The 17387-nt window shown below is 54.5% G+C and carries 22 protein-coding genes; 2 read left to right on the top strand and 20 right to left on the bottom strand.

The annotated features are described in order from the left end of the window. The first annotated feature begins 58 nt into the window (after nucleotides 1-58). Complete coding sequence (locus tag AT687_RS13375; RefSeq protein WP_014318656.1) at nucleotides 59-1060, top strand: molybdenum cofactor biosynthesis protein MoaE; 1002 nt, start codon at nucleotides 59-61, stop codon at nucleotides 1058-1060. Beyond that, complete coding sequence (locus AT687_RS02020) at nucleotides 1060-2118, top strand: ThiF family adenylyltransferase (RefSeq protein WP_014318655.1); 1059 nt, start codon at nucleotides 1060-1062, stop codon at nucleotides 2116-2118. Before AT687_RS13375 ends, AT687_RS02020 begins: the two co-directional genes overlap by 1 nt. On the opposite strand, the gene AT687_RS02015 is transcribed toward AT687_RS02020, so the two are convergent. The 20 genes from AT687_RS02015 to rpsJ all read right to left on the bottom strand — a co-directional run bounded on the left by AT687_RS02015 (nucleotide 2115) and on the right by rpsJ (nucleotide 17117). Continuing rightward, complete coding sequence (locus tag AT687_RS02015) at nucleotides 2115-3143, bottom strand: asparaginase (protein WP_014318654.1); 1029 nt, start codon at nucleotides 3141-3143, stop codon at nucleotides 2115-2117. The two genes, AT687_RS02020 and AT687_RS02015, sit on opposite strands and share 4 nt — an antisense overlap. Nucleotides 3144-3221: 78 nt before the next feature. After that, nucleotides 3222-4598: an L-serine ammonia-lyase gene (locus AT687_RS02010; protein WP_014318653.1), complete on the bottom strand. Its 1377-nt coding sequence runs from the start codon at nucleotides 4596-4598 to the stop codon at nucleotides 3222-3224. Between the two features lie 24 nt (nucleotides 4599-4622). Continuing rightward, nucleotides 4623-5966, bottom strand: coding sequence for a serine/threonine transporter (locus AT687_RS02005; RefSeq protein ID WP_014301420.1), 1344 nt, complete (start codon nucleotides 5964-5966; stop codon nucleotides 4623-4625). Between the two features lie 703 nt (nucleotides 5967-6669). Continuing rightward, nucleotides 6670-7233, bottom strand: a complete 564-nt coding sequence (gene rplE, locus AT687_RS02000; protein WP_004566766.1) for a 50S ribosomal protein L5 — start codon at nucleotides 7231-7233, stop codon at nucleotides 6670-6672. 2 nt (nucleotides 7234-7235) lie between these two features. Continuing rightward, a complete protein-coding gene (gene rplX, locus AT687_RS01995) occupies nucleotides 7236-7550 on the bottom strand; it encodes a 50S ribosomal protein L24 (protein WP_004566765.1) in 315 nt (104 codons plus the stop codon). Between the two features lie 2 nt (nucleotides 7551-7552). Next, nucleotides 7553-7921, bottom strand: a complete 369-nt coding sequence (gene rplN, locus AT687_RS01990; RefSeq protein ID WP_004566763.1) for a 50S ribosomal protein L14 — start codon at nucleotides 7919-7921, stop codon at nucleotides 7553-7555. A 195-nt stretch (nucleotides 7922-8116) separates the two neighbouring features. After that, entirely contained in the window at nucleotides 8117-9427 is a 1311-nt protein-coding gene (locus tag AT687_RS01985; protein ID WP_004566760.1) for an ABC transporter permease, read from the bottom strand. Further along, nucleotides 9424-10140: an ABC transporter ATP-binding protein gene (locus AT687_RS01980; protein WP_014318652.1), complete on the bottom strand. Its 717-nt coding sequence runs from the start codon at nucleotides 10138-10140 to the stop codon at nucleotides 9424-9426. The genes AT687_RS01985 and AT687_RS01980 overlap by 4 nt, the downstream gene beginning before the upstream one ends. Before the next feature lie 16 nt (nucleotides 10141-10156). Next, complete coding sequence (locus AT687_RS01975; protein WP_047928633.1) at nucleotides 10157-11755, bottom strand: HlyD family efflux transporter periplasmic adaptor subunit; 1599 nt, start codon at nucleotides 11753-11755, stop codon at nucleotides 10157-10159. A gap of 210 nt (nucleotides 11756-11965) precedes the next feature. Continuing rightward, nucleotides 11966-12244 carry a 30S ribosomal protein S17 gene (gene rpsQ, locus AT687_RS01970; RefSeq protein WP_004566753.1) on the bottom strand — a complete coding sequence of 93 codons (279 nt, stop codon included), beginning with the start codon at nucleotides 12242-12244 and terminating at the stop codon, nucleotides 11966-11968. A 2-nt stretch (nucleotides 12245-12246) separates the two neighbouring features. Continuing rightward, the gene (gene rpmC / locus AT687_RS01965; protein WP_004566751.1) at nucleotides 12247-12477 is read right to left on the bottom strand and encodes a 50S ribosomal protein L29; all 231 of its coding nucleotides are present in this window, start codon (nucleotides 12475-12477) and stop codon (nucleotides 12247-12249) included. After that, nucleotides 12477-12893 carry a 50S ribosomal protein L16 gene (rplP, locus tag AT687_RS01960; protein WP_004566732.1) on the bottom strand — a complete coding sequence of 139 codons (417 nt, stop codon included), beginning with the start codon at nucleotides 12891-12893 and terminating at the stop codon, nucleotides 12477-12479. The genes rpmC and rplP overlap by 1 nt, the downstream gene beginning before the upstream one ends. A gap of 3 nt (nucleotides 12894-12896) precedes the next feature. Next, nucleotides 12897-13643, bottom strand: coding sequence for a 30S ribosomal protein S3 (rpsC, locus tag AT687_RS01955; protein ID WP_004566730.1), 747 nt, complete (start codon nucleotides 13641-13643; stop codon nucleotides 12897-12899). Beyond that, a complete protein-coding gene (gene rplV, locus AT687_RS01950) occupies nucleotides 13643-14005 on the bottom strand; it encodes a 50S ribosomal protein L22 (protein WP_004566729.1) in 363 nt (120 codons plus the stop codon). The genes rpsC and rplV overlap by 1 nt, the downstream gene beginning before the upstream one ends. 3 nt (nucleotides 14006-14008) lie before the next feature. Then, nucleotides 14009-14287, bottom strand: a complete 279-nt coding sequence (rpsS, locus tag AT687_RS01945) for a 30S ribosomal protein S19 (protein WP_004566728.1) — start codon at nucleotides 14285-14287, stop codon at nucleotides 14009-14011. A 16-nt stretch (nucleotides 14288-14303) separates the two neighbouring features. Continuing rightward, the gene (gene rplB, locus AT687_RS01940) at nucleotides 14304-15146 is read right to left on the bottom strand and encodes a 50S ribosomal protein L2 (RefSeq protein WP_014318651.1); all 843 of its coding nucleotides are present in this window, start codon (nucleotides 15144-15146) and stop codon (nucleotides 14304-14306) included. 21 nt (nucleotides 15147-15167) lie between these two features. After that, on the bottom strand, nucleotides 15168-15473 hold the full coding sequence (gene rplW, locus AT687_RS01935; protein ID WP_004566725.1) for a 50S ribosomal protein L23: 306 nt from the start codon (nucleotides 15471-15473) through the stop codon (nucleotides 15168-15170). Next, nucleotides 15473-16126, bottom strand: coding sequence for a 50S ribosomal protein L4 (gene rplD / locus AT687_RS01930; RefSeq protein WP_010934329.1), 654 nt, complete (start codon nucleotides 16124-16126; stop codon nucleotides 15473-15475). The genes rplW and rplD overlap by 1 nt, the downstream gene beginning before the upstream one ends. Further along, nucleotides 16123-16779, bottom strand: coding sequence for a 50S ribosomal protein L3 (gene rplC, locus AT687_RS01925; protein ID WP_004566722.1), 657 nt, complete (start codon nucleotides 16777-16779; stop codon nucleotides 16123-16125). Before rplC ends, rplD begins: the two co-directional genes overlap by 4 nt. A gap of 32 nt (nucleotides 16780-16811) precedes the next feature. Next, on the bottom strand, nucleotides 16812-17117 hold the full coding sequence (gene rpsJ, locus AT687_RS01920) for a 30S ribosomal protein S10 (protein WP_003848085.1): 306 nt from the start codon (nucleotides 17115-17117) through the stop codon (nucleotides 16812-16814). Nucleotides 17118-17387: the final 270 nt, after the last annotated feature.

Genomic DNA, 17387 nt, shown 5'->3' with positions numbered 1-17387 from the left:
TGTTTCAGTATCGGGCTAATCGCAAAGCACACAGAATTTATGTTTCAAGGAATCTGTTATGTCTCATTCACACTCATCCACTCAGAACTTACGGGGTCTTGTCCTTGTTGCCTCTACACGCGCTGCCGCAGGTGAATATGAGGATACTTCTGGGCCGCTTTTAAGAACATGGCTCCAAGAACGTGGTTTTTCCACCCCCGAGCCAATCGTCGTTGCTGATGCTGACATCGCTGCGGCTGTTGCAAAGATCTTTGCTCAATCGGAAAACCTTCCCGATGTGCTGCTGACTACTGGTGGCACGGGGATTACCTCTGATGACCGCACAGTGGAAGCAGTGTTGCCGTATATCGACACAATGTTGCCGGGCATTGCTCAAGCGTTTTGGAATAAGGGTCTTGAGTCTATTGATACTGCGGTTGTAAGCCGTTGTGTCGCCGGAATTCATGCAGATAAAACCTTTGTTATGACTCTTCCGGGATCACGAGGTGGATGTCGAGACGGGGTTGCGGTGCTTGACCCGCTTATTTCTCATATCATGAACCTCGTCGCAGGCAATCCCACTCATCACGAATCTCAACAGCACCATCACTGTTGTTCTCATTCCGGCCCCGACCCTGATTATGTTCAAGCACAAGTGGGCAAGATTATTGACGGTTTTATCACTGAGGAACCATTGGAAGCATTGGTACACAACGCCCGCTCACAAGTTTTTACCGACGCTATGGGGGCGGTGGTCACGTTTGATGGAATCGTGCGCGATCATGACGGCGGCCAACGAGTAAAACACTTGACGTATTCTGCCCATCCCACTGCAGAAGCTGAACTGCATAAAGTCTTAGCAGAGCAGATTAAAAATCATCCTGATGCACGTGTGTGGGCGGCACATCGAGTTGGCAAATTGCAGGTGGGTGAGGCTGCGTTCATTGTTATTGCAGCTGCAGCGCATCGACAAGCAGCTTTTTCTGCGGCAAGTGCTATCGCTGATGCAGTCAAAGCCCACGTCCCTATTTGGAAGGAACAGCTTATGGCGGATGGATCTACCCAGTGGGTCGGGGTCTGATGTTAGTAGCAGATAACCCACGATACTCGCGACAAGTTTCCTTAGCGGGGTTTGGGATCCAGGGACAGCAGTCGTTAAGCAATGCCCATGTGTTATGTGTAGGAGCAGGTGGCTTAGGTTCACCAGTCGCGCTTTACCTTGCAGCAGCTGGGGTAGGCCGTCTGACTATTGTCGACGACGATGTTGTGGATCTTTCTAATTTACAAAGGCAAATTCTTCATTCCAGTGGTTCTGTAGGACGCCCGAAGGTTGAATCTGCAGCTTTACGTTTAAAGGATCTCAACCCTGAGTGTGAGGTAACTGCGATCAATAGTCGGTTTTCGTGGCCAAGCTGTATAGATGTGTGTCGCGATGTCGATGTTATTGTCGACGGTTCTGATAATTTTGATACTCGCTATGTGGTCAGCAGCACTGCCGTGCGTTTAGGTATTCCACATGTGTGGGGGTCAATTCTTGGTTTCGACGCTCAGATGAGTGTCTTTAATGCACTATCCGGCCCTATTTACGAGGATGTGTTTCCTCAACCACCACTTCCAGGAGATGTCCCTAATTGTGCGGAAGCAGGAGTTTTGGGACCTCTTGTTGGCACCATTGGTTCCGCAATGGCGTTGGAAGCGATCAAGTTGATCGCTGATATTGGTACTCCCCTCGTTGGCTCCATTGGGTACTTCGATGGTTTAACTGGCAGATGGGAATATATACCGATCACGGCTAATCCAGATGTGAAACGGGCCGTCAAAGAATCTATCCCACGCCATATGCCAGCGGTGACTGAAATATCGTCGTTATCCGAAGCGTCGTTTAGCGCGCTTATCGACGTCCGTGAGCCTGCGGAAACTGCTCTTGGTGTTATTCCCGGTGCCCAGATTGTTCCACTGTCGCTGATAGAAAAGGACATCGATGCAGCACAGGCATTAGTGCCGTCTGGAGCAGTATTATATTGTGCCGCTGGAGTACGTTCAGCACGGGCTGGTATTTTGCTTACCCGTGCTGGAACGACCAATTTGATGAGCTTAGCTGGCGGATATAACCGTTGGATGCTCTCTAACACCGATTAAAATAGAGCTGCGGGGTCTGTCTTCGTTGCTAATGCGCAGGCCAGTAGGATTCGTGACTGTCCGGCGCGCAGGATGTCTGCACCAATCACGCCTTTGGCGGCAAGTGTTGCGCCACCGCCGGCACCGCCGTAGGTGCCTTCGACGCGGCCGGCGTCGACACGCGTGGACATCACTACGGGGATTTTCTTGTCCAAGGCGTCGGAGATAGCGAGGGCGATGTCACCGCCTACGTTGCCGGCACCCATGCCTTCGATGACCAGGGCTTTGGCGCCGCTGGCGAGGGAGGCGTCGACAAGCGCGCGAGGTGCGCCTGGGTAGGCGGCGATGATGTCAACGCGCTGGTGTTCTAGGGGTTTGTAGGCCAATGCTGCAGGACGGGTGAGCTCGTTGTCGGCGTTGCTATCAAATCCGTCCACGCTATTGGCGTTGGATTTGTAGGCGCCACGGGCACGAAGTGTCTTTTCACCGAAGGCAATAAACGCGCCTTTGCCGCGGTTTTCGGGGGCGGTAGCGGTGCGAACTGCGAGCAAGAGGTTGGCTGGGCCATCGGTTTTGGGGTCGTCGAAAGGCAGCATGGAGCCGGTGAATACGACGGGTACGTCGGAGTCGAGGAAGGTGTCTACGGCGATGGCTGATTCTTCCATGGAGTCGGTGCCGTGGGTGACGATCACACCGGTCACGCCGTCTTCTTTTACGGCTTTGAGCACCTCGGTGATAATCATGTCGGTGTCTTTGAGAGTCATTGCCGAGGAGTCGAGCTGAGATACTTGGCGGACATCGATGCTGAGTTTGTCTTTGTCGAAGGTGTCGTATACTCCTACGACGAGTTCTTCTCCGGAGACGGTGGGCACCAGTGCTCCATCGACGTTGGTGCATGCGATCGTGCCACCGGTGCCGAGCACGATGAGGTGACCGGAGGCGTCGTTACGCGCACCTGCGCTGCCGGCTTTGTTGCTGCATGCCTGCACCGCACCTGCCACTGAAGCAAGAGCGCATGCGCCGAGGAAACTTCTGCGTGAAATCATAAGGAATACTCCTTGAAAGTGGGATATGGGAAAACTGCCGACCACCTCATGATGAGGCAATCGGCAGCAGGGGATTTATCAGCTACACGGCATAAGTCGTGGCATTAAGACTTTAGCGAGGCCACCAAGGGACGTCTCACGGTATTTGGAGTCCATATCCTTACCGGTTTGGTACATCGTCTGGATAACCTGATCCAGCGACACGGTAGGGGTAGAACCACGCTGTAGCGACATATTTGCCGCATTAACCGAGGTCACAGCAGCAATTGCATTGCGTTCGATGCAAGGAACTTGGACTTGGCCGCACACTGGATCACAGGTAAGACCCAAATTATGTTCCATGGCGATCTCCGCTGCGGCGAAAGCCTGCGCAGGAGTTGCTCCCATGAGTTGTGCAATACCAGCCGCTGCCATTGAGCAGGCCACGCCGACCTCACCTTGGCAACCGACCTCAGCACCTGAGATGGAGGCGTTCTTCTTGTACAAAGCGCCCACCACGCCGCAGGTCAGCAGGTAGTCAATCACGTCTTGCTCACCAACTGGTTTGACCAATCGATCCCAGTAGGACAACACAGCAGGAAGAACGCCGCAGGCACCGTTTGTAGGCGAGGTCACTACACGGCCACCGGAGGCATTTTCCTCGTTGACGGCCATGGCGAACATGTTAAGCCAGCTCATCATGCGTAGCGGTTCATTTTCGCTGGTGGCTTCGAGGCGCTCACGAAGTGCCTTGGCACGGCGTGGTACTCGTAGGTCACCTGGCAGGATTCCTTCTGCTGAGGAACCACGCTCGATGCCGCTTTGCATGACTTTCCATACCTTAGCTAGGTGTTCGCGCACGGCTTCTTCACCGTTTGCCGCAACCTCATTGCGCCATGCGAACTCTGGAATGCTCATCCCCTCGCGATCGCAGTGTGCGAGCACTTCCTCGGCGGTGTTGTAAGGGAAAGGTACTACGGCGGTGTCTTCGACAGGTAGGCCAAAGTGCTCTTTATCGACGATAAAGCCGCCGCCGATGGAGAAATATGCCTTGATCAACAAGACCTCGTCGCCTTCAAATGCGGTGATGGTCATGCCGTTTTCGTGCAGTTGCAGGCAGGTGTTGTGGAAGACGATGCCTTCGGTTCGGCTGAAGTCCACCGTCTTCTTCCCGCCTGCTAGTGCAAGGCGTTGCAAGGAGGCGACGATTTCGAGGAATCCTGGCATGGCGTCGATGTCCACGGTTTCTGGCTCGAATCCTGCCAAGCCCATGATGATGGCCTTGTCGGTCGCGTGGCCGATGCCGGTCAGCGACAGTGAGCCGTAGACGTCGGCACGCACGCGGGTGACTCGATCAAGCAGGTCACGCTCTTCAAGCGTATCGACGAACGCCTTGCCAGCCTTCATAGGGCCAAGCGTGTGAGAGCTCGATGGGCCGATACCAATCTTGAACATATCGAAGCAGCTGATGAACATGATGTACGCTCCTTAACCCGAACTCTAGAAAGCCTGGATGATGCTGTAGACGATGGTGCATAGTGCCAACAGGCCCATGCCGAAGACCAAGTAGTTCGAAATACGACCACGGTACTTAGCCAATGCCGGAACCTTATGGATGGCGTACATAGGCATCAGGAAGAGCAGGATGGCGATTGTAGGACCACACATCGTCTCGATCATTCCGAGGATGGATGGGTTCAGCCATGCCACCAGCCACGAAGAGATCAGCATGAAGGCGAGAGTGCCCAGCACCAGCGCACGGCTTTGAGTATCAACAGTCTTGCCCTTAGAAGCAGCACCCGAAGCAATCAAGCCTTGGAAACCTTCAGCAGCACCGAGGTAGTGGCCAAGGAAGGACTTTGCCACAGCGATCATGGCAATAATGGGAGCAGCCCACTGAATCACAGGGTTATCAAAGTGATTAGCCAAGTAGGACAAGATGGTGATGTTTTGTTCTTTAGCAGCAGCGAGGTCGGCTGGCGACAAGCTCAATGCGCAAGAGAACACAAAGAACATAACCACAACGACCATCAAGATCTGGGCGGCGCTAAGAATGCGACCGGTCTTGTAGTCAGCCCACTGACCGTACTCAGCACGCTTTTCTTGGGCGAAAGAGGAAATGATTGGTGAGTGGTTGAAGGAGAAGACCATCACTGGGACGAGAAGCAGCAGGGTAACCCAGATGCTATGACCGGAAGCCTCAGCTGAAGTGCGCAGGTCGAAGGTCTGGAATAGTGCGGTGTTCCACTTAGGGATCAAGTAAACAGAGAGCACAACCAAGATGGCGATGAAGGGGAATACCAAAACCGACATGGCCTTGACGATCACCGTGCGACCGAGGCTGACTACGAAGATAAGTCCGCCGACCAAGATGAGCGACATCAACCAGCGTGGCAGCGGGGTGATTCCCAGCTGGTTTTCCAAGAAGGAGTTCACGGTGTTGGTGATAGTAACTGAGTAGACCAACAAGATCGGGTAGACCGACAAAAAGTACAAGACGGTGATGAATGCGCCGGCCTTGTGGCCGAAGTGCTCATCGACGACGTCCGTTAGGTCTGCGTCTTCCTTGGATGCTGAAAGGATGAAACGAGTAAGACCTCGGTGTGCCCAGTGGGCCATCGGGTACGCAACGACGGCCATGACGAGCATGGGGATGATTCCGCCGATACCGGCGTTGATGGGGAGGAACAATACGCCCGCACCGATGGCTGTGCCGAAGAGGCTCAAGCTCCATACGGTGTCGGTTTTACGCCAAGAAGGCGCGCTAGATGAGGCAGGTGATTCTGATGGTGCTACACCATCGCGGACCCCAGCAGATGCTGAGTGGGAAACAATCTGAGACACGATAGTTCTTCCGTTCTCTCTCGAAGCACAAACCAACGACCTTGACTAGAAAACGGCAGTTCACCCCACCATTTCCAACATAAACCCACATTGTAAGCAACTTTTCACCCCCGCTAAAGCGGTGAAGAATGCATATAAATATCACTTTCGAAAAGCCAGTGATACAGATTACAAACCGAGTCTCAATGTCCTTGGCATTACATAAGCGAGCGTAACTGATTTCTCACGCTATGGGAAACTTGAAAGCCTTAGTTCGCAGTGTAATTAGAATCACTTTGCTTTTTATGAATCGCGTTAGGTCACTTTTAATAACTTATAAACCCTATAACTACAGTTCAAGCGCCATTTACTTTTCCTTTCCATATTTATTCAATACATCGTAATTCATAATAATAATTTCTATAGCGCGATTGAAGCTGTAGATTTAGGTCACCAATTTCGACTATCAATTAATTGACAGTTTTAATAACTAATTAAATTCAGCACTCCATTTAGTGGAAATAACAGCGCAAAATACATGCAAATCACGGAAGTTTTGCAGGTATTTGATACCCCCTAGCCTATGTACCCGTGTTGGGTACCCCCCGTGCGTATTCCTGCGCCATGAAACAGAAAACTAGGTACAAGTAGCAGCGCCACACCGTCTGAGTACGAGAAAACCCCCTTCCGAAGAAGGGGGTTTCACGTTACTGCTACGAACTAATTAGGCGTCAGCCTTCTTGAATGGGAAGCCGAGCTCGCGAAGCAATGCGCGGCCTTCCTCGTTGTTGGTAGCGGTGGTAACGACGGTGATGTCCATACCGCGTGGGCGATCGATCTTGTCAACGTCGATTTCGTAGAACATGGTTTGCTCGGAGAGGCCGAACGTGTAGTTACCGTGACCATCGAACTGCTGGTCAGACAGGCCACGGAAGTCACGAATACGTGGCAGTGCGACGGTCAGCAAACGATCCAGGAACTCCCACATGCGGTCGCCACGAAGGGTAACGCGAGCACCGATTGGCATGCCTTCACGGAGCTTGAAGTTAGCGATGGACTTCTTGGCACGGCGAAGCTCTGGCTTCTGACCGGTGATCAAGGTGAGGTCCTCAAGTGCGCCGTTGATCAGCTTGGAGTCACGAGCAGCGTCGCCGACACCCATGTTGACAACAACCTTGACAACACCAGGGATCTGCATGACGTTCTCGTAGGAGAACTCATCGTTGAGCTTGGTGCGGATCTCTTCGCGGTAGCGGGTCTTCAGACGTGGAGTGTAGTTCTCGCTCATGATTAGATGTCCTTCCCGTTACGACGCGAGATACGGACCTTCTTGCCGTTCTCATCGAAGCGGTAGCCAACGCGGGTCGGATTGCCGTCGGAGTCCAAAACCATGACGTTAGAAACGTGGATTGGAGCTTCCTGGGTGACGATTCCGCCAGACTCAGCGCCGCGCTCTGGAGCAGAGTTAGCAACGTGCTTCTTGATGCGGTTAACGCCCTCAACCAAGACCTTTTCGGTCTTAGGGAAAGCCTGAATGACTTTACCCTTAGCACCCTTGTCTGGGCCGGAGATCACGAGAACCATATCGCCCTTGTGGATCTTCATAACTAGATCACCTCCGGTGCGAGAGAAACGATCTTCATGAACTTCTTGTCACGAAGCTCGCGAGCAACTGGGCCGAAGATACGGGTACCACGTGGCTCGTTGTCGTTCTTGATCAAAACAGCAGCGTTTTCATCGAACTTGATGTAGGAACCGTCTGGACGACGGGTTTCCTTCTTTGCACGGACGATAACAGCCTTAACGACTTCGCCAGCCTTAACGTTGCCACCTGGGGTAGCTTCCTTGACGGTAGCGACGATGACGTCGCCAATGCCAGCAAAACGTCGGGTGGAGCCACCGAGAACGCGGATGCACAGAATCTCTCGTGCACCGGTGTTATCGGCAACCCGCAGACGCGATTCCTGCTGAATCACTATGGGTCTCCTGACCTGGATCGAATGTGTGGCAGATTTCCGAACTGACACACGCGGTCTATGTACATGAGGCCAGCACTCTTCAACGAACGATTGTCGAGGGGTTTCGATCGCTGTGTCCGGAAACTAACACACTAACGATCGACCAATGCAGGCAACCTGAACATTTAACCACAACCCCACCCCGCTTCTCAACTATTCGTAGCGAAGAGCCTCAATAGGGTTGAGCTTGGCAGCTTTGCCTGCGGGGTAAGAACCAAAGAACAGGCCAATGGCCAAGGAGAACACCAACGAAATAACAATGCCGCTTAGTGGTGGGAAGACAAATTCTCCCATCAATTTCGCACCGAGCATGCCTACTGCCCCACCGAATATCACGCCCAGCAAGCCACCCATCAGGCACACGATCATGGCCTCAACAACGAACTGCAGGCGGATGTCGCGGCGCGTAGCACCCAAGGCTTTACGCACACCAATTTCTCTGGTGCGTTCGGTCACGGTAATCAGCATGATGTTCATAACGCCAATACCACCAACCAGCAGTGAGATTCCACCGATTGCCGCAATAGCCGCGCTAATCGACGTCAAAATCTTATTCACCGATGCTAAGTCCTGCTTCTGATCTGTCACCTTGACCTTATAGTCTTTATTGTCTTGGTAACGCTCATCAAAAAATGCCTGTAGTCGCTTTTTCACTTGAGCATCATGCTCATTACGTTCTGTTTGCGAACCTCCTGTGGGGCTAGCAAGCCGAATACTAATCCCAGGGAATACACCCGAGATCTCTGCGACCTTAGCTTCGGAAGGGTAAGGTACAAGAATTTCTACTTCATTATCAGAAAAACTTAAAAGACCGCCTTTTTCTTCGGGCTTCTTTGTCACTCCCACGATCTGAAAATCTGCAGTACCAAAGTCAGTTTCTATTGTCACGCTGTTGCCCAGCGCTGCTGCGGGATCGCTACCGTAGAATGAAGTCGCAAGCTTTTCAGGAACAACAGCCACTGGACGGTCACCGTCGATGTCCTCATCGGTGATTTCTCTTCCCCATCCGATTTTCACGCTTTTGGTGCGTTGGTAGTCCACGTTGATTCCTCGGACAACGCCCTTGAGCTCTTTATTTGCATCAAGGTCGGTGCTTGCAGTTGCTGGTGTTCCGCCATATCCACCGACTTGTATCTCGGAGATATCCGGCCCAAATTGCGAGCGGAGGTCATCGATCATCTCTGGTGTGATCAGAGCATCGGGTTCGGTTACAGGTGGGCCAAAATTAAAGCCTTCTGGTTCGGGTTCGCCTTCAGGGGTTCGCTCACGAACGTCAGCGTTGTAGTCGTTGATGCCAATGCCTTCCAAACCGCTTGTGGTTTGGGTTTTCAGCGCATGTCCTAGCGTCAAGATGGCAATGACTGAGGCGATGCCGATAATCACGCCCAGCAGTGTCAGAGCTGATCGCATCTTGTTGGTGCGAAGGCTTCCAAGGGCTAAAGAAACTGATTCAAGAACGCTCATTGTTGCCCCGTCGTATGAAAGTGAAAGATATCTTCGTCAACAAACATGCCGTCACGCATAGTAGCTACCCGAGTAGTTTCGGCAGCTAGCTCGGGGTTGTGGGTAATAAACACAATGGTCTTCCCATGTTCTTGATTAAGCGTATGAAACAGGTCCATCACTACCCTGCCGGTGGCAGTATCAAGGGCACCGGTGGGTTCGTCGGCAAGCACAAGGTGCGGGTCGTTCGCTAATGCGCGCGCGATGGCAACACGTTGCTTTTGTCCACCGGAAAGCTCATTGGGCTGGTGGCGCATACGATCGGCCATACCGACAAGCTCCAAAAGCTCCTCCGCCCGTGTTTGCCGTTCTTTACGGTTCACACCGGCGTACATCATGGGCAGCTCAACGTTTTTCAGGGCGTCGATACGCCCGATGAGGTTGAAGTTCTGAAACACAAATCCAATACTCTTACTGCGGTAGCGCGAAAGCTCATCGTCGTTGCTTTCCAGCACATTCACGCCGTTAAAAAGGTAGCTGCCGGCGGTTGGGCGGTCGAGAAGCCCCACGATATTCATCAACGTGGATTTACCCGAGCCAGACGTACCCACCACGGAAACAAATTCACCTTCCGTGACGTCGAAATCGCAGCCATGCAGCACCTGCAATTCGCCAGGTTGCCCGATGTTAAAGCGCTTAACAATCCCGCGCATCTTGATCAGTTGCTCTGCCATTGCACTGACCTCCGCACTAGCGCTTATCGACGGACACCGAAACGCCCTCATAATTCTTATACAGGTCAGGAGCCTTAATCACGAGGTCTTGAGCCTTGAGATCCTTCGATTCCACAGTGGTCTCAAAGTCATTGCCCTTACCAACAGTCACTGCCACTTTCTTAAGAACCTTCGTGCCCTCGTCAGAACCGTCGATGGCAAGCACATAAGAGGTGCCGTCTTCTTCAAACACGGCTTCCTTCGGAACAGCTAGTCCAGGCTTTGATTTAGCGGTCACAATCTTGGCTTTGCCGGAGCCACCCAACAGCAGGCCGTCGCGGTCACCAGATACCGTGATCTCGATCGGGAACTGAGCCTTCTTGGTTTTTTTCTCCGGTTCCCCAGCGTTAGATTCTGCAGCGGTCGATACCGCACTCACGCGGCCTTTGAACTGTTTAGTTCCGGTAGCCGGAGTGGTAAAAGTTACCTCGTTGCCTACCTTGATTTTCGCAACGTCTGCCTCCGACACCGTGCCACGCACCAGCATGTCTGTATCGTCCGCGATGGTCAGCAACGCACCTTCTACAGGCTTGCCTACTTGACCAGTCACAGATGTCACCACGCCACGAATCGGAGCTCGTACCGACGCCTCACCGATAGAAAGCTCCAACTTTCGGTTCGACACCGCTGCAACCGCGTTACCCGCATCCGCTGCCCGAATCGCCTGATCCACGGCCTGGCTTTGAGTAGCTAACTGGTTGTTCGCCTGCAAACGTGCTGTTTCGAGGCCGCGGGCGGCGTCGTTACGCGCAGCGAAAGCCTTTGCCACCGCACGCTGCTGCGTCGCCAATGACTGATCCACCTTGACCAATGCGTCTTCGTAGTTCTTCTGCTCGCGGTTCAACGCATCCCACGCTTGGCGGGCGCGATTAACACTATCGACGGCCGCAATCCCCTGCTCAATAGCCTGTGTGTTCAACTTGGAAGCTTGCTGCTGCTGCAGCTTCTGGGCCGTATCCGTAGCATCCTCTGATGCACCATTCAGCGCAGTACCGAGAGCATTGAAACTTGCACGCACCGCATCCAGAGATGCGGTTTCTACACCATCGCGCGCAGAGTTCACAGCATTCGCCTGCGCCTTAAGAGCGTCATCAATACCTGCGTTACGGTTATGCAGCGAATCCTCAAAAAGCTTCTTTGCCTCCGCATACTCATGATCTGCAGCATGCAACGCATTCTCAGCGCCGTTAACCTCACCATTGAGGCCTTGATGCAACGCATCCCATGTCTGTTGGTACTGCAACTGGGCCTGCTCCACAGCTGCCATCGACTGCGCATAATTCTGAGCCTGCTGCGCATAGTTAGCGTTCAGCTCACCACGCTCATTATCCGTATTGATCTGGGCCAACACCTGGCCTGTCTCGATACGGTCCCCCACCTTCACGTTCAAGGCCTCCACTGGGCCAGTCAGCTTGGAAGCCAACACCACATCACGCTTAGGGCCAAGTGTGCCAGAAAGGTTAATCGACTGTGAGACTTCCTTCTTTTCCACCACTGCGTAGTCGCTAGCTCCAACCACCGGATCACTGGATCCTGCTGTGAGAAAGTAAGTAGCCCCGCCGCCGAGTGCTACCAGTGCCGCAATCGATGCGGGGATAACAATTTTTTTTAACCACGTGCGCGCCTTGTCCTTGTATTTAAAAAGCGAGGTGAGGGAATCAATCTAGATTCCAAAAGTATAACATTGTTCATTAAATAGAATTTTGCGGCATAGCAAAACCCCCAGACTCACCATAAAGGCAGGTCTGGGGGTTCTTTTCTGTCTCAGTGACAGTAGAGCAGCAAATTACTTTGCCTTCTCCACGATCTCGACGAGACGGAAGTGCTTGTCCTTAGACAGTGGGCGGGTCTCTTCGATGCGAACGAGGTCACCGATGCCGGCGATTTCCTTCTCATCGTGAGCCTTGACCTTCGAGTTGGTACGAATGGTCTTGCCGTACTTTGCGTGGGACTTGCGGTCCTCGAGCTCGACGACGATGGTCTTCTGCATCTTGTCAGAAACCACGTAGCCGGTGCGGACCTTGCGTGCGCCCTTTTCCTTTTTGTTCACGTTTGCCTCACTCATGTTTAAGCCTCAGCTCCCGGAACCTCGGACAGGCCCAGCTCACGCTCGCGAATAACCGTGTAGATGCGGGCGATGTCGCGCTTGACCGTGCGAAGGCGGCGATTGTTGGTCAACTGACCGGTTGCGGCCTGGAATCGCAGGTTGAACAGCTCTTCCTTAGCCTCGGTCAGACGGGTCTTAAGCTCCTCGGCGTTCAGCTCGCGAAGCTCGTGTGCGGGGGTACCGTTAGCCATTAGAACTGGTCCTCCTTCTTAACGATACGAACCTTGCAAGGGAGCTTCTGGCCTGCACGACGCAGTGCTTCAAGAGCAACTTCCTCGTTAGGGAAGCTCATCTCGAAGAGGATGCGACCTGGCTTGACGTTGGCAACCCACTTCTCAACTGGACCCTTACCGGAACCCATACGAACGCCGAGTGGCTTCTGGGTCAATGGACGGTCCGGGAAGATGTTGATCCACACTTTGCCACCACGCTTGACGTGGCGGTTAATGGCAATACGTGCAGATTCGATCTGACGGTTGGTGATGTAGGCAGGCTCGAGAGCCTGGATGCCGTAGTCACCGAAAGTGATGCGGTTACCGCCCTTAGAAACGCCGCTACGGTGAGGGCGGTGCTGACGACGGTACTTTACGCGCTTAGGGATAAGCATTTCTTAGCCCTCCTGCTTCTGCTCAGAGCGCTGACGACGCTGACCGCCACGACGTGGACGTCCGTTGCGGTCGCCGCGGCCGCGACGCTCTGCTGGTGCGTTGATCTCGCTCTCACGACGACCACCGACGACATCACCCTTGTAGATCCACACCTTAACGCCAATGCGGCCGAAGGTGGTGTGAGCCTCGTAGGTGCCGTAGTCGATCTCGGCGCGGAGGGTGTGAAGTGGAACGCGACCCTCGTGGTAGCGCTCGGTGCGGGACATCTCGGCACCGCCAAGACGACCGGAGCACACAACCTTGATGCCCTTGACCTGTGGCTGACGCATAGCGCCCTGGATTGCCTTGCGCATTGCACGGCGGAATGCCACACGGTTGGTCAGCTGCTCGGCGATGGACTGTGCCACCAGCTGAGCGTTTGCATCAATGTTCTTGACCTCGAGGATGTTGAGGGCGACCTGCTTGCCGGTGAGCTTCTCCAGCGAGGTGCGGAGGCGGTCAGCCTCAGAGCCGCGGCGGCCGATCACGATGCCCGGGCGGGCGGTGTGAATGTCGACGCGAACGCGCTCGCGGGTGCGCTCGATGACAACATCGGCGATACCTGCACGGTCGAGGGTCTTTACCAAGTACTCACGAACACGGATGTCTTCAGCGAGGTACTCAGCGTAGTTCTTGTCGGCGTACCAGTGGGACTTCCAGTCGGAAGTAATGCCCAGACGTAGGCCGTGAGGATGGATTTTCTGGCCCACTACTTGGCCCCTTCCTTCTGGCTCTCAACCACGATGGTGATGTGGCTGGTGCGCTTGCGGATCTGGAAAGCACGACCCTGAGCGCGTGGACTGAAACGACGCATGGTTGGGCCCTCGTCGGCGAATGCCTCGGAGACAACCAGGGAGCGGCGATCCAAGCCGAAGTTGTTTTCGGCGTTAGCTGCAGCGGAAGCTACAACCTTTGCTACTGGCTCGGAAGCTGCCTGTGGGGCGTACTTCAGAATTGCGAGTGCTTCCTCAACGGACTTGCCGCGGACCAAATCGATCACGCGACGTGCCTTCATTGGGGAGACACGGACGAAGCGCGCGGTTGCGCGTGCGGAGGTGATTGCTTCACTCATCGCTTATCGACGTCCCTTCTTGTCGTCCTTGATGTGACCCTTGAAGGTCTTGGTTGGAGCAAACTCACCAAGCTTGTGGCCGACCATGGAGTCGTCCACGAACACTGGAACGTGCTTGCGACCGTCGTGAACGGCGAAGGTGTGTCCAATGAAGTCTGGGAGAATGGTGGAACGGCGGGACCAGGTCTTGATGACCTGCTTGGTGCCCTTTTCGTTCTGAGCGTCGACCTTGTTGAGGAGGTGCTCATCGACGAACGGGCCCTTCTTTAGGCTGCGTGGCATCTAAGTTTTCCTCCTCTTAGCGCTTCTTGCTCTTGTTCGTGCGGCGGCGCTGCACGATCATGTTGTTGCTGTAACGGTTAGGGTTACGGGTGCGGCCTTCCTTCTTGCCCCATGGGGAAACAGGATGACGACCACCAGAGGTCTTACCTTCACCACCACCGTGTGGGTGGTCGACCGGGTTCATAACGACACCACGGACGGTTGGGCGAACGCCCTTCCAGCGCATACGGCCAGCCTTGCCCCAACGGATGTTGATCTGGTCAGCGTTGCCGACCTCACCAACGGTTGCGCGGCAGCGGATGTCGACGCGGCGGATTTCGGAGGAAGGCATACGCAGAACCGCGTACTTGCCAGCCTTACCGAGCAACTGGATGGAAGCACCAGCGGAACGAGCCAACTTTGCACCTGCACCTGGCTTGAGCTCTACGCAGTGGATGGTGGTACCGGCAGGGATGCTACGCAGTGGGAGGTTGTTGCCAACCTTGATGTCTGCGTTAACACCGGACTCAATCATCTGACCCTGCTGGAGGCCCTTAGGAGCGATGATGTAGCGCTTCTCGCCGTCCACGTAGTGGAGCAGCGCGATGTTAGCGGTACGGTTTGGGTCGTACTCGATGTGTGCGACCTTGGCTGGGATGCCGTCCTTGTCGTTACGACGGAAGTCGATCAGACGGTACTGGCGTTTGTGTCCACCACCCTTGTGGCGAACGGTGATGTGGCCGTGTACGTTACGGCCACCCTTCTTAGGAAGGGGGCGTACCAAAGACTTTTCCGGAGTCGAGCGAGTGATCTCCTCGAACATGGAAACGGAGCTCTGGCGGCGACCCGGGGTTGTCGGCTTGTACTTACGAATAGCCATAATGTGTCCTTACCTCGACCCTTACGCGGCGTTTCCGCCGAAGATGTCGATAGCGTCGCTGCCCTCTCGAAGCGTCACGTAGGCGCGCTTGGTTGCCTTACGAACGCCGTAACCGGTGCGGGAGCGCTTGCGCTTGCCTGCACGGTTAGCGGTGTTAACGGAGTCAACCTTAACGCCGAAGATCTGCTCGATGGCGATCTTGATCTCTGTCTTGTTAGCAGTTGGAGCAACGAAGAACGCGTAGGTGTTCTGCTCCATCAGGCCATAAGACTTCTCAGAGACGACCGGGGCGAGAATGATGTCACGGGGGTCTGCGATCTTAGCCATTACTTCTCCTCCTGAGCCGCACCGGAAGCGCGGTTAATGAAGGTGTTCAGAGCCTCGACGGAGAACACAACGTCGTCCGAGTACAGAACGTCGTAGGTGTTCAACTGGTCAGCGAACAGGATGTGTACGCCTGGCAGGTTACGAGCACTCTTCTGTGCGGTTACGTCCTCACGGCCGACAACGAGAAGAACGTTGCGACGATCCGTGATGCGCTCGATGAAGGAGCGTGCGGACTTGGTGGATGGGGTCTGACCAGCAACCAATTCAGAGATGACGTGGATACGCTCGTGACGTGCACGGTCGGTGAGAGCACCGAACAAAGCGGCCTTGATCATCTTCTTAGGGGTGCGCTGGCTGTAATCGCGTGGCTTAGGGCCGTGCGAAATACCACCACCGGTGAAGTGAGGAGCGCGGATCGAGCCCTGACGTGCGCGACCGGTGCCCTTCTGGCGGAACGGCTTACGTCCGCCACCGGAAACCTCTGCACGGGTCTTAGCCGAGTGGGTTCCCTGACGCTTTGCAGCGAGCTGTGCGTTGACGACCTGGTGGAGGAGTGCCACAGATGCTTCGCGATCGAAGATCTCTGCTGGCAGCTCGACCTGACCATCGGTCTTGCCCTCAGCGGTGAGGACGTCCAACTTCAGATTGGTCATGCGTGTGCACCGCCCTTCACTGCGGTCTTAACGGTTACGATGCCACCGCGAACGCCTGGGATAGCGCCCTTGATCAGGATGAGGTTGGCATCTGCGTCGATCTTTTGAACCTTGAGGTTCTGGGTGGTGACGCGGTCACTACCCATGCGGCCTGCCATACGGGTGCCTTTGAAGACACGACCTGGGGTAGCGCAGGCACCGATGCCACCGACGCGGCGGTGTGCAGCCTGGTTACCGTGGGCAGCGCCCTGGCCAGCGAAGCCGTGGCGCTTCATAGCGCCGGCGTAGCCCTTACCCTTGGTGGTGCCGGTGACGTCAACGAAGTTGATACCTTCGAAGATCTCAACGGTCACGTCCTGGCCGAGCTCGTAGCCGGAGACATCGTCCATACGAATCTCTGCTACGTGACGGCGGGGGGTAACGCCTGCTTTCTTAAAGTGACCCGCAGCTGGCTTGTTAGCCTTGCGTGGGTCGATTTCGCCGTATGCGATCTGGATAGCGTTGTAGCCATCGGTCTCTACGGTGCGAATCTGGGTTACGACACATGGACCAGCTTCAACGACGGTAACCGGAATTACGCGGTTGTCCTCGTCGAAGATCTGAGTCATGCCGAGCTTGGTGCCCAGAATGCCCTTGATCTCAGTTTCACTCATTAGTTATTCTCCGCTGCCAAAAATTTCGTCGATCACTGAATATTCACGTCGACGCTGGCCGGAAGGTCGATGCGCATAAGTGCGTCAACCGTCTTCGGCGTCGGGTCGAGGATGTCGATCAGGCGCTTGTGCGTGCGCATCTCGAAGTGCTCGCGAGAATCCTTGTACTTATGGGGAGAACGAATAACGGCGTATACGTTCTTTTCGGTGGGCAACGGCACTGGACCAACAACACGAGCGCCGGTACGGGTGACCGTCTCGACAATCTTCTTTGCAGAAGCGTCGATCGCCTCGTGATCGTAGGCCTTCAGCCGAATGCGGATCTTTTGTCCCGCCACGCTTATCCTCTTCCTCGCTTGTCCCACATCCTTGGATTGGTGGGAATCGCTTCAATATTTCTCTATAACGTTGTCCGGATCTTTGGGGACCTGGGCGCAACGCCAGTTCTTAACTTGACTGTCTTATCGACTTGGTGGAGTTCATAGGACGATGGCACATAACAAACGCCGTAAACATCCTGACGGGGTACAAGACCCGTAGTGTCAAGCCGGAAGGGACTTTATCTCACGATAAGCGAGACCCTTACGTATACTGCCGCTGTTTATTTG

The sequence above is a fragment of the Corynebacterium diphtheriae genome, from assembly GCF_001457455.1.
GTDB classification, from domain to species: Bacteria; Actinomycetota; Actinomycetes; order Mycobacteriales; family Mycobacteriaceae; genus Corynebacterium; species Corynebacterium diphtheriae.
Note: the sequence above shows the minus strand (reverse complement) of the source record. Positions and strands in the feature narration are given on the sequence as shown.

Coding starts and splice junctions, on each gene's coding strand:
- AT687_RS13375 (WP_014318656.1), top strand. CDS start 59: ATGTCTCATTCACACTCATCCACTCAGAACTTACGGGGTCTTGTCCTT.
- rplB (WP_014318651.1), bottom strand. CDS start 15,146: ATGGCTATTCGTAAGTACAAGCCGACAACCCCGGGTCGCCGCCAGAGC.
- rplE (WP_004566766.1), bottom strand. CDS start 7,233: ATGAGCGAGAACTACACTCCACGTCTGAAGACCCGCTACCGCGAAGAG.
- rpmC (WP_004566751.1), bottom strand. CDS start 12,477: ATGGCTAACGGTACCCCCGCACACGAGCTTCGCGAGCTGAACGCCGAG.
- rplP (WP_004566732.1), bottom strand. CDS start 12,893: ATGCTTATCCCTAAGCGCGTAAAGTACCGTCGTCAGCACCGCCCTCAC.
- rplW (WP_004566725.1), bottom strand. CDS start 15,473: ATGGCTAAGATCGCAGACCCCCGTGACATCATTCTCGCCCCGGTCGTC.
- AT687_RS02020 (WP_014318655.1), top strand. CDS start 1,060: ATGTTAGTAGCAGATAACCCACGATACTCGCGACAAGTTTCCTTAGCG.
- rpsQ (WP_004566753.1), bottom strand. CDS start 12,244: ATGAGTGAGGCAAACGTGAACAAAAAGGAAAAGGGCGCACGCAAGGTC.
- AT687_RS01985 (WP_004566760.1), bottom strand. CDS start 9,427: ATGAGCGTTCTTGAATCAGTTTCTTTAGCCCTTGGAAGCCTTCGCACC.
- rplC (WP_004566722.1), bottom strand. CDS start 16,779: ATGAGTGAAACTGAGATCAAGGGCATTCTGGGCACCAAGCTCGGCATG.
- rplD (WP_010934329.1), bottom strand. CDS start 16,126: ATGACCAATCTGAAGTTGGACGTCCTCACCGCTGAGGGCAAGACCGAT.
- AT687_RS01980 (WP_014318652.1), bottom strand. CDS start 10,140: ATGGCAGAGCAACTGATCAAGATGCGCGGGATTGTTAAGCGCTTTAAC.
- rpsS (WP_004566728.1), bottom strand. CDS start 14,287: ATGCCACGCAGCCTAAAGAAGGGCCCGTTCGTCGATGAGCACCTCCTC.
- rplV (WP_004566729.1), bottom strand. CDS start 14,005: ATGAGTGAAGCAATCACCTCCGCACGCGCAACCGCGCGCTTCGTCCGT.
- AT687_RS02015 (WP_014318654.1), bottom strand. CDS start 3,143: ATGATTTCACGCAGAAGTTTCCTCGGCGCATGCGCTCTTGCTTCAGTG.
- rplX (WP_004566765.1), bottom strand. CDS start 7,550: ATGAAGATCCACAAGGGCGATATGGTTCTCGTGATCTCCGGCCCAGAC.
- AT687_RS02010 (WP_014318653.1), bottom strand. CDS start 4,598: ATGTTCATCAGCTGCTTCGATATGTTCAAGATTGGTATCGGCCCATCG.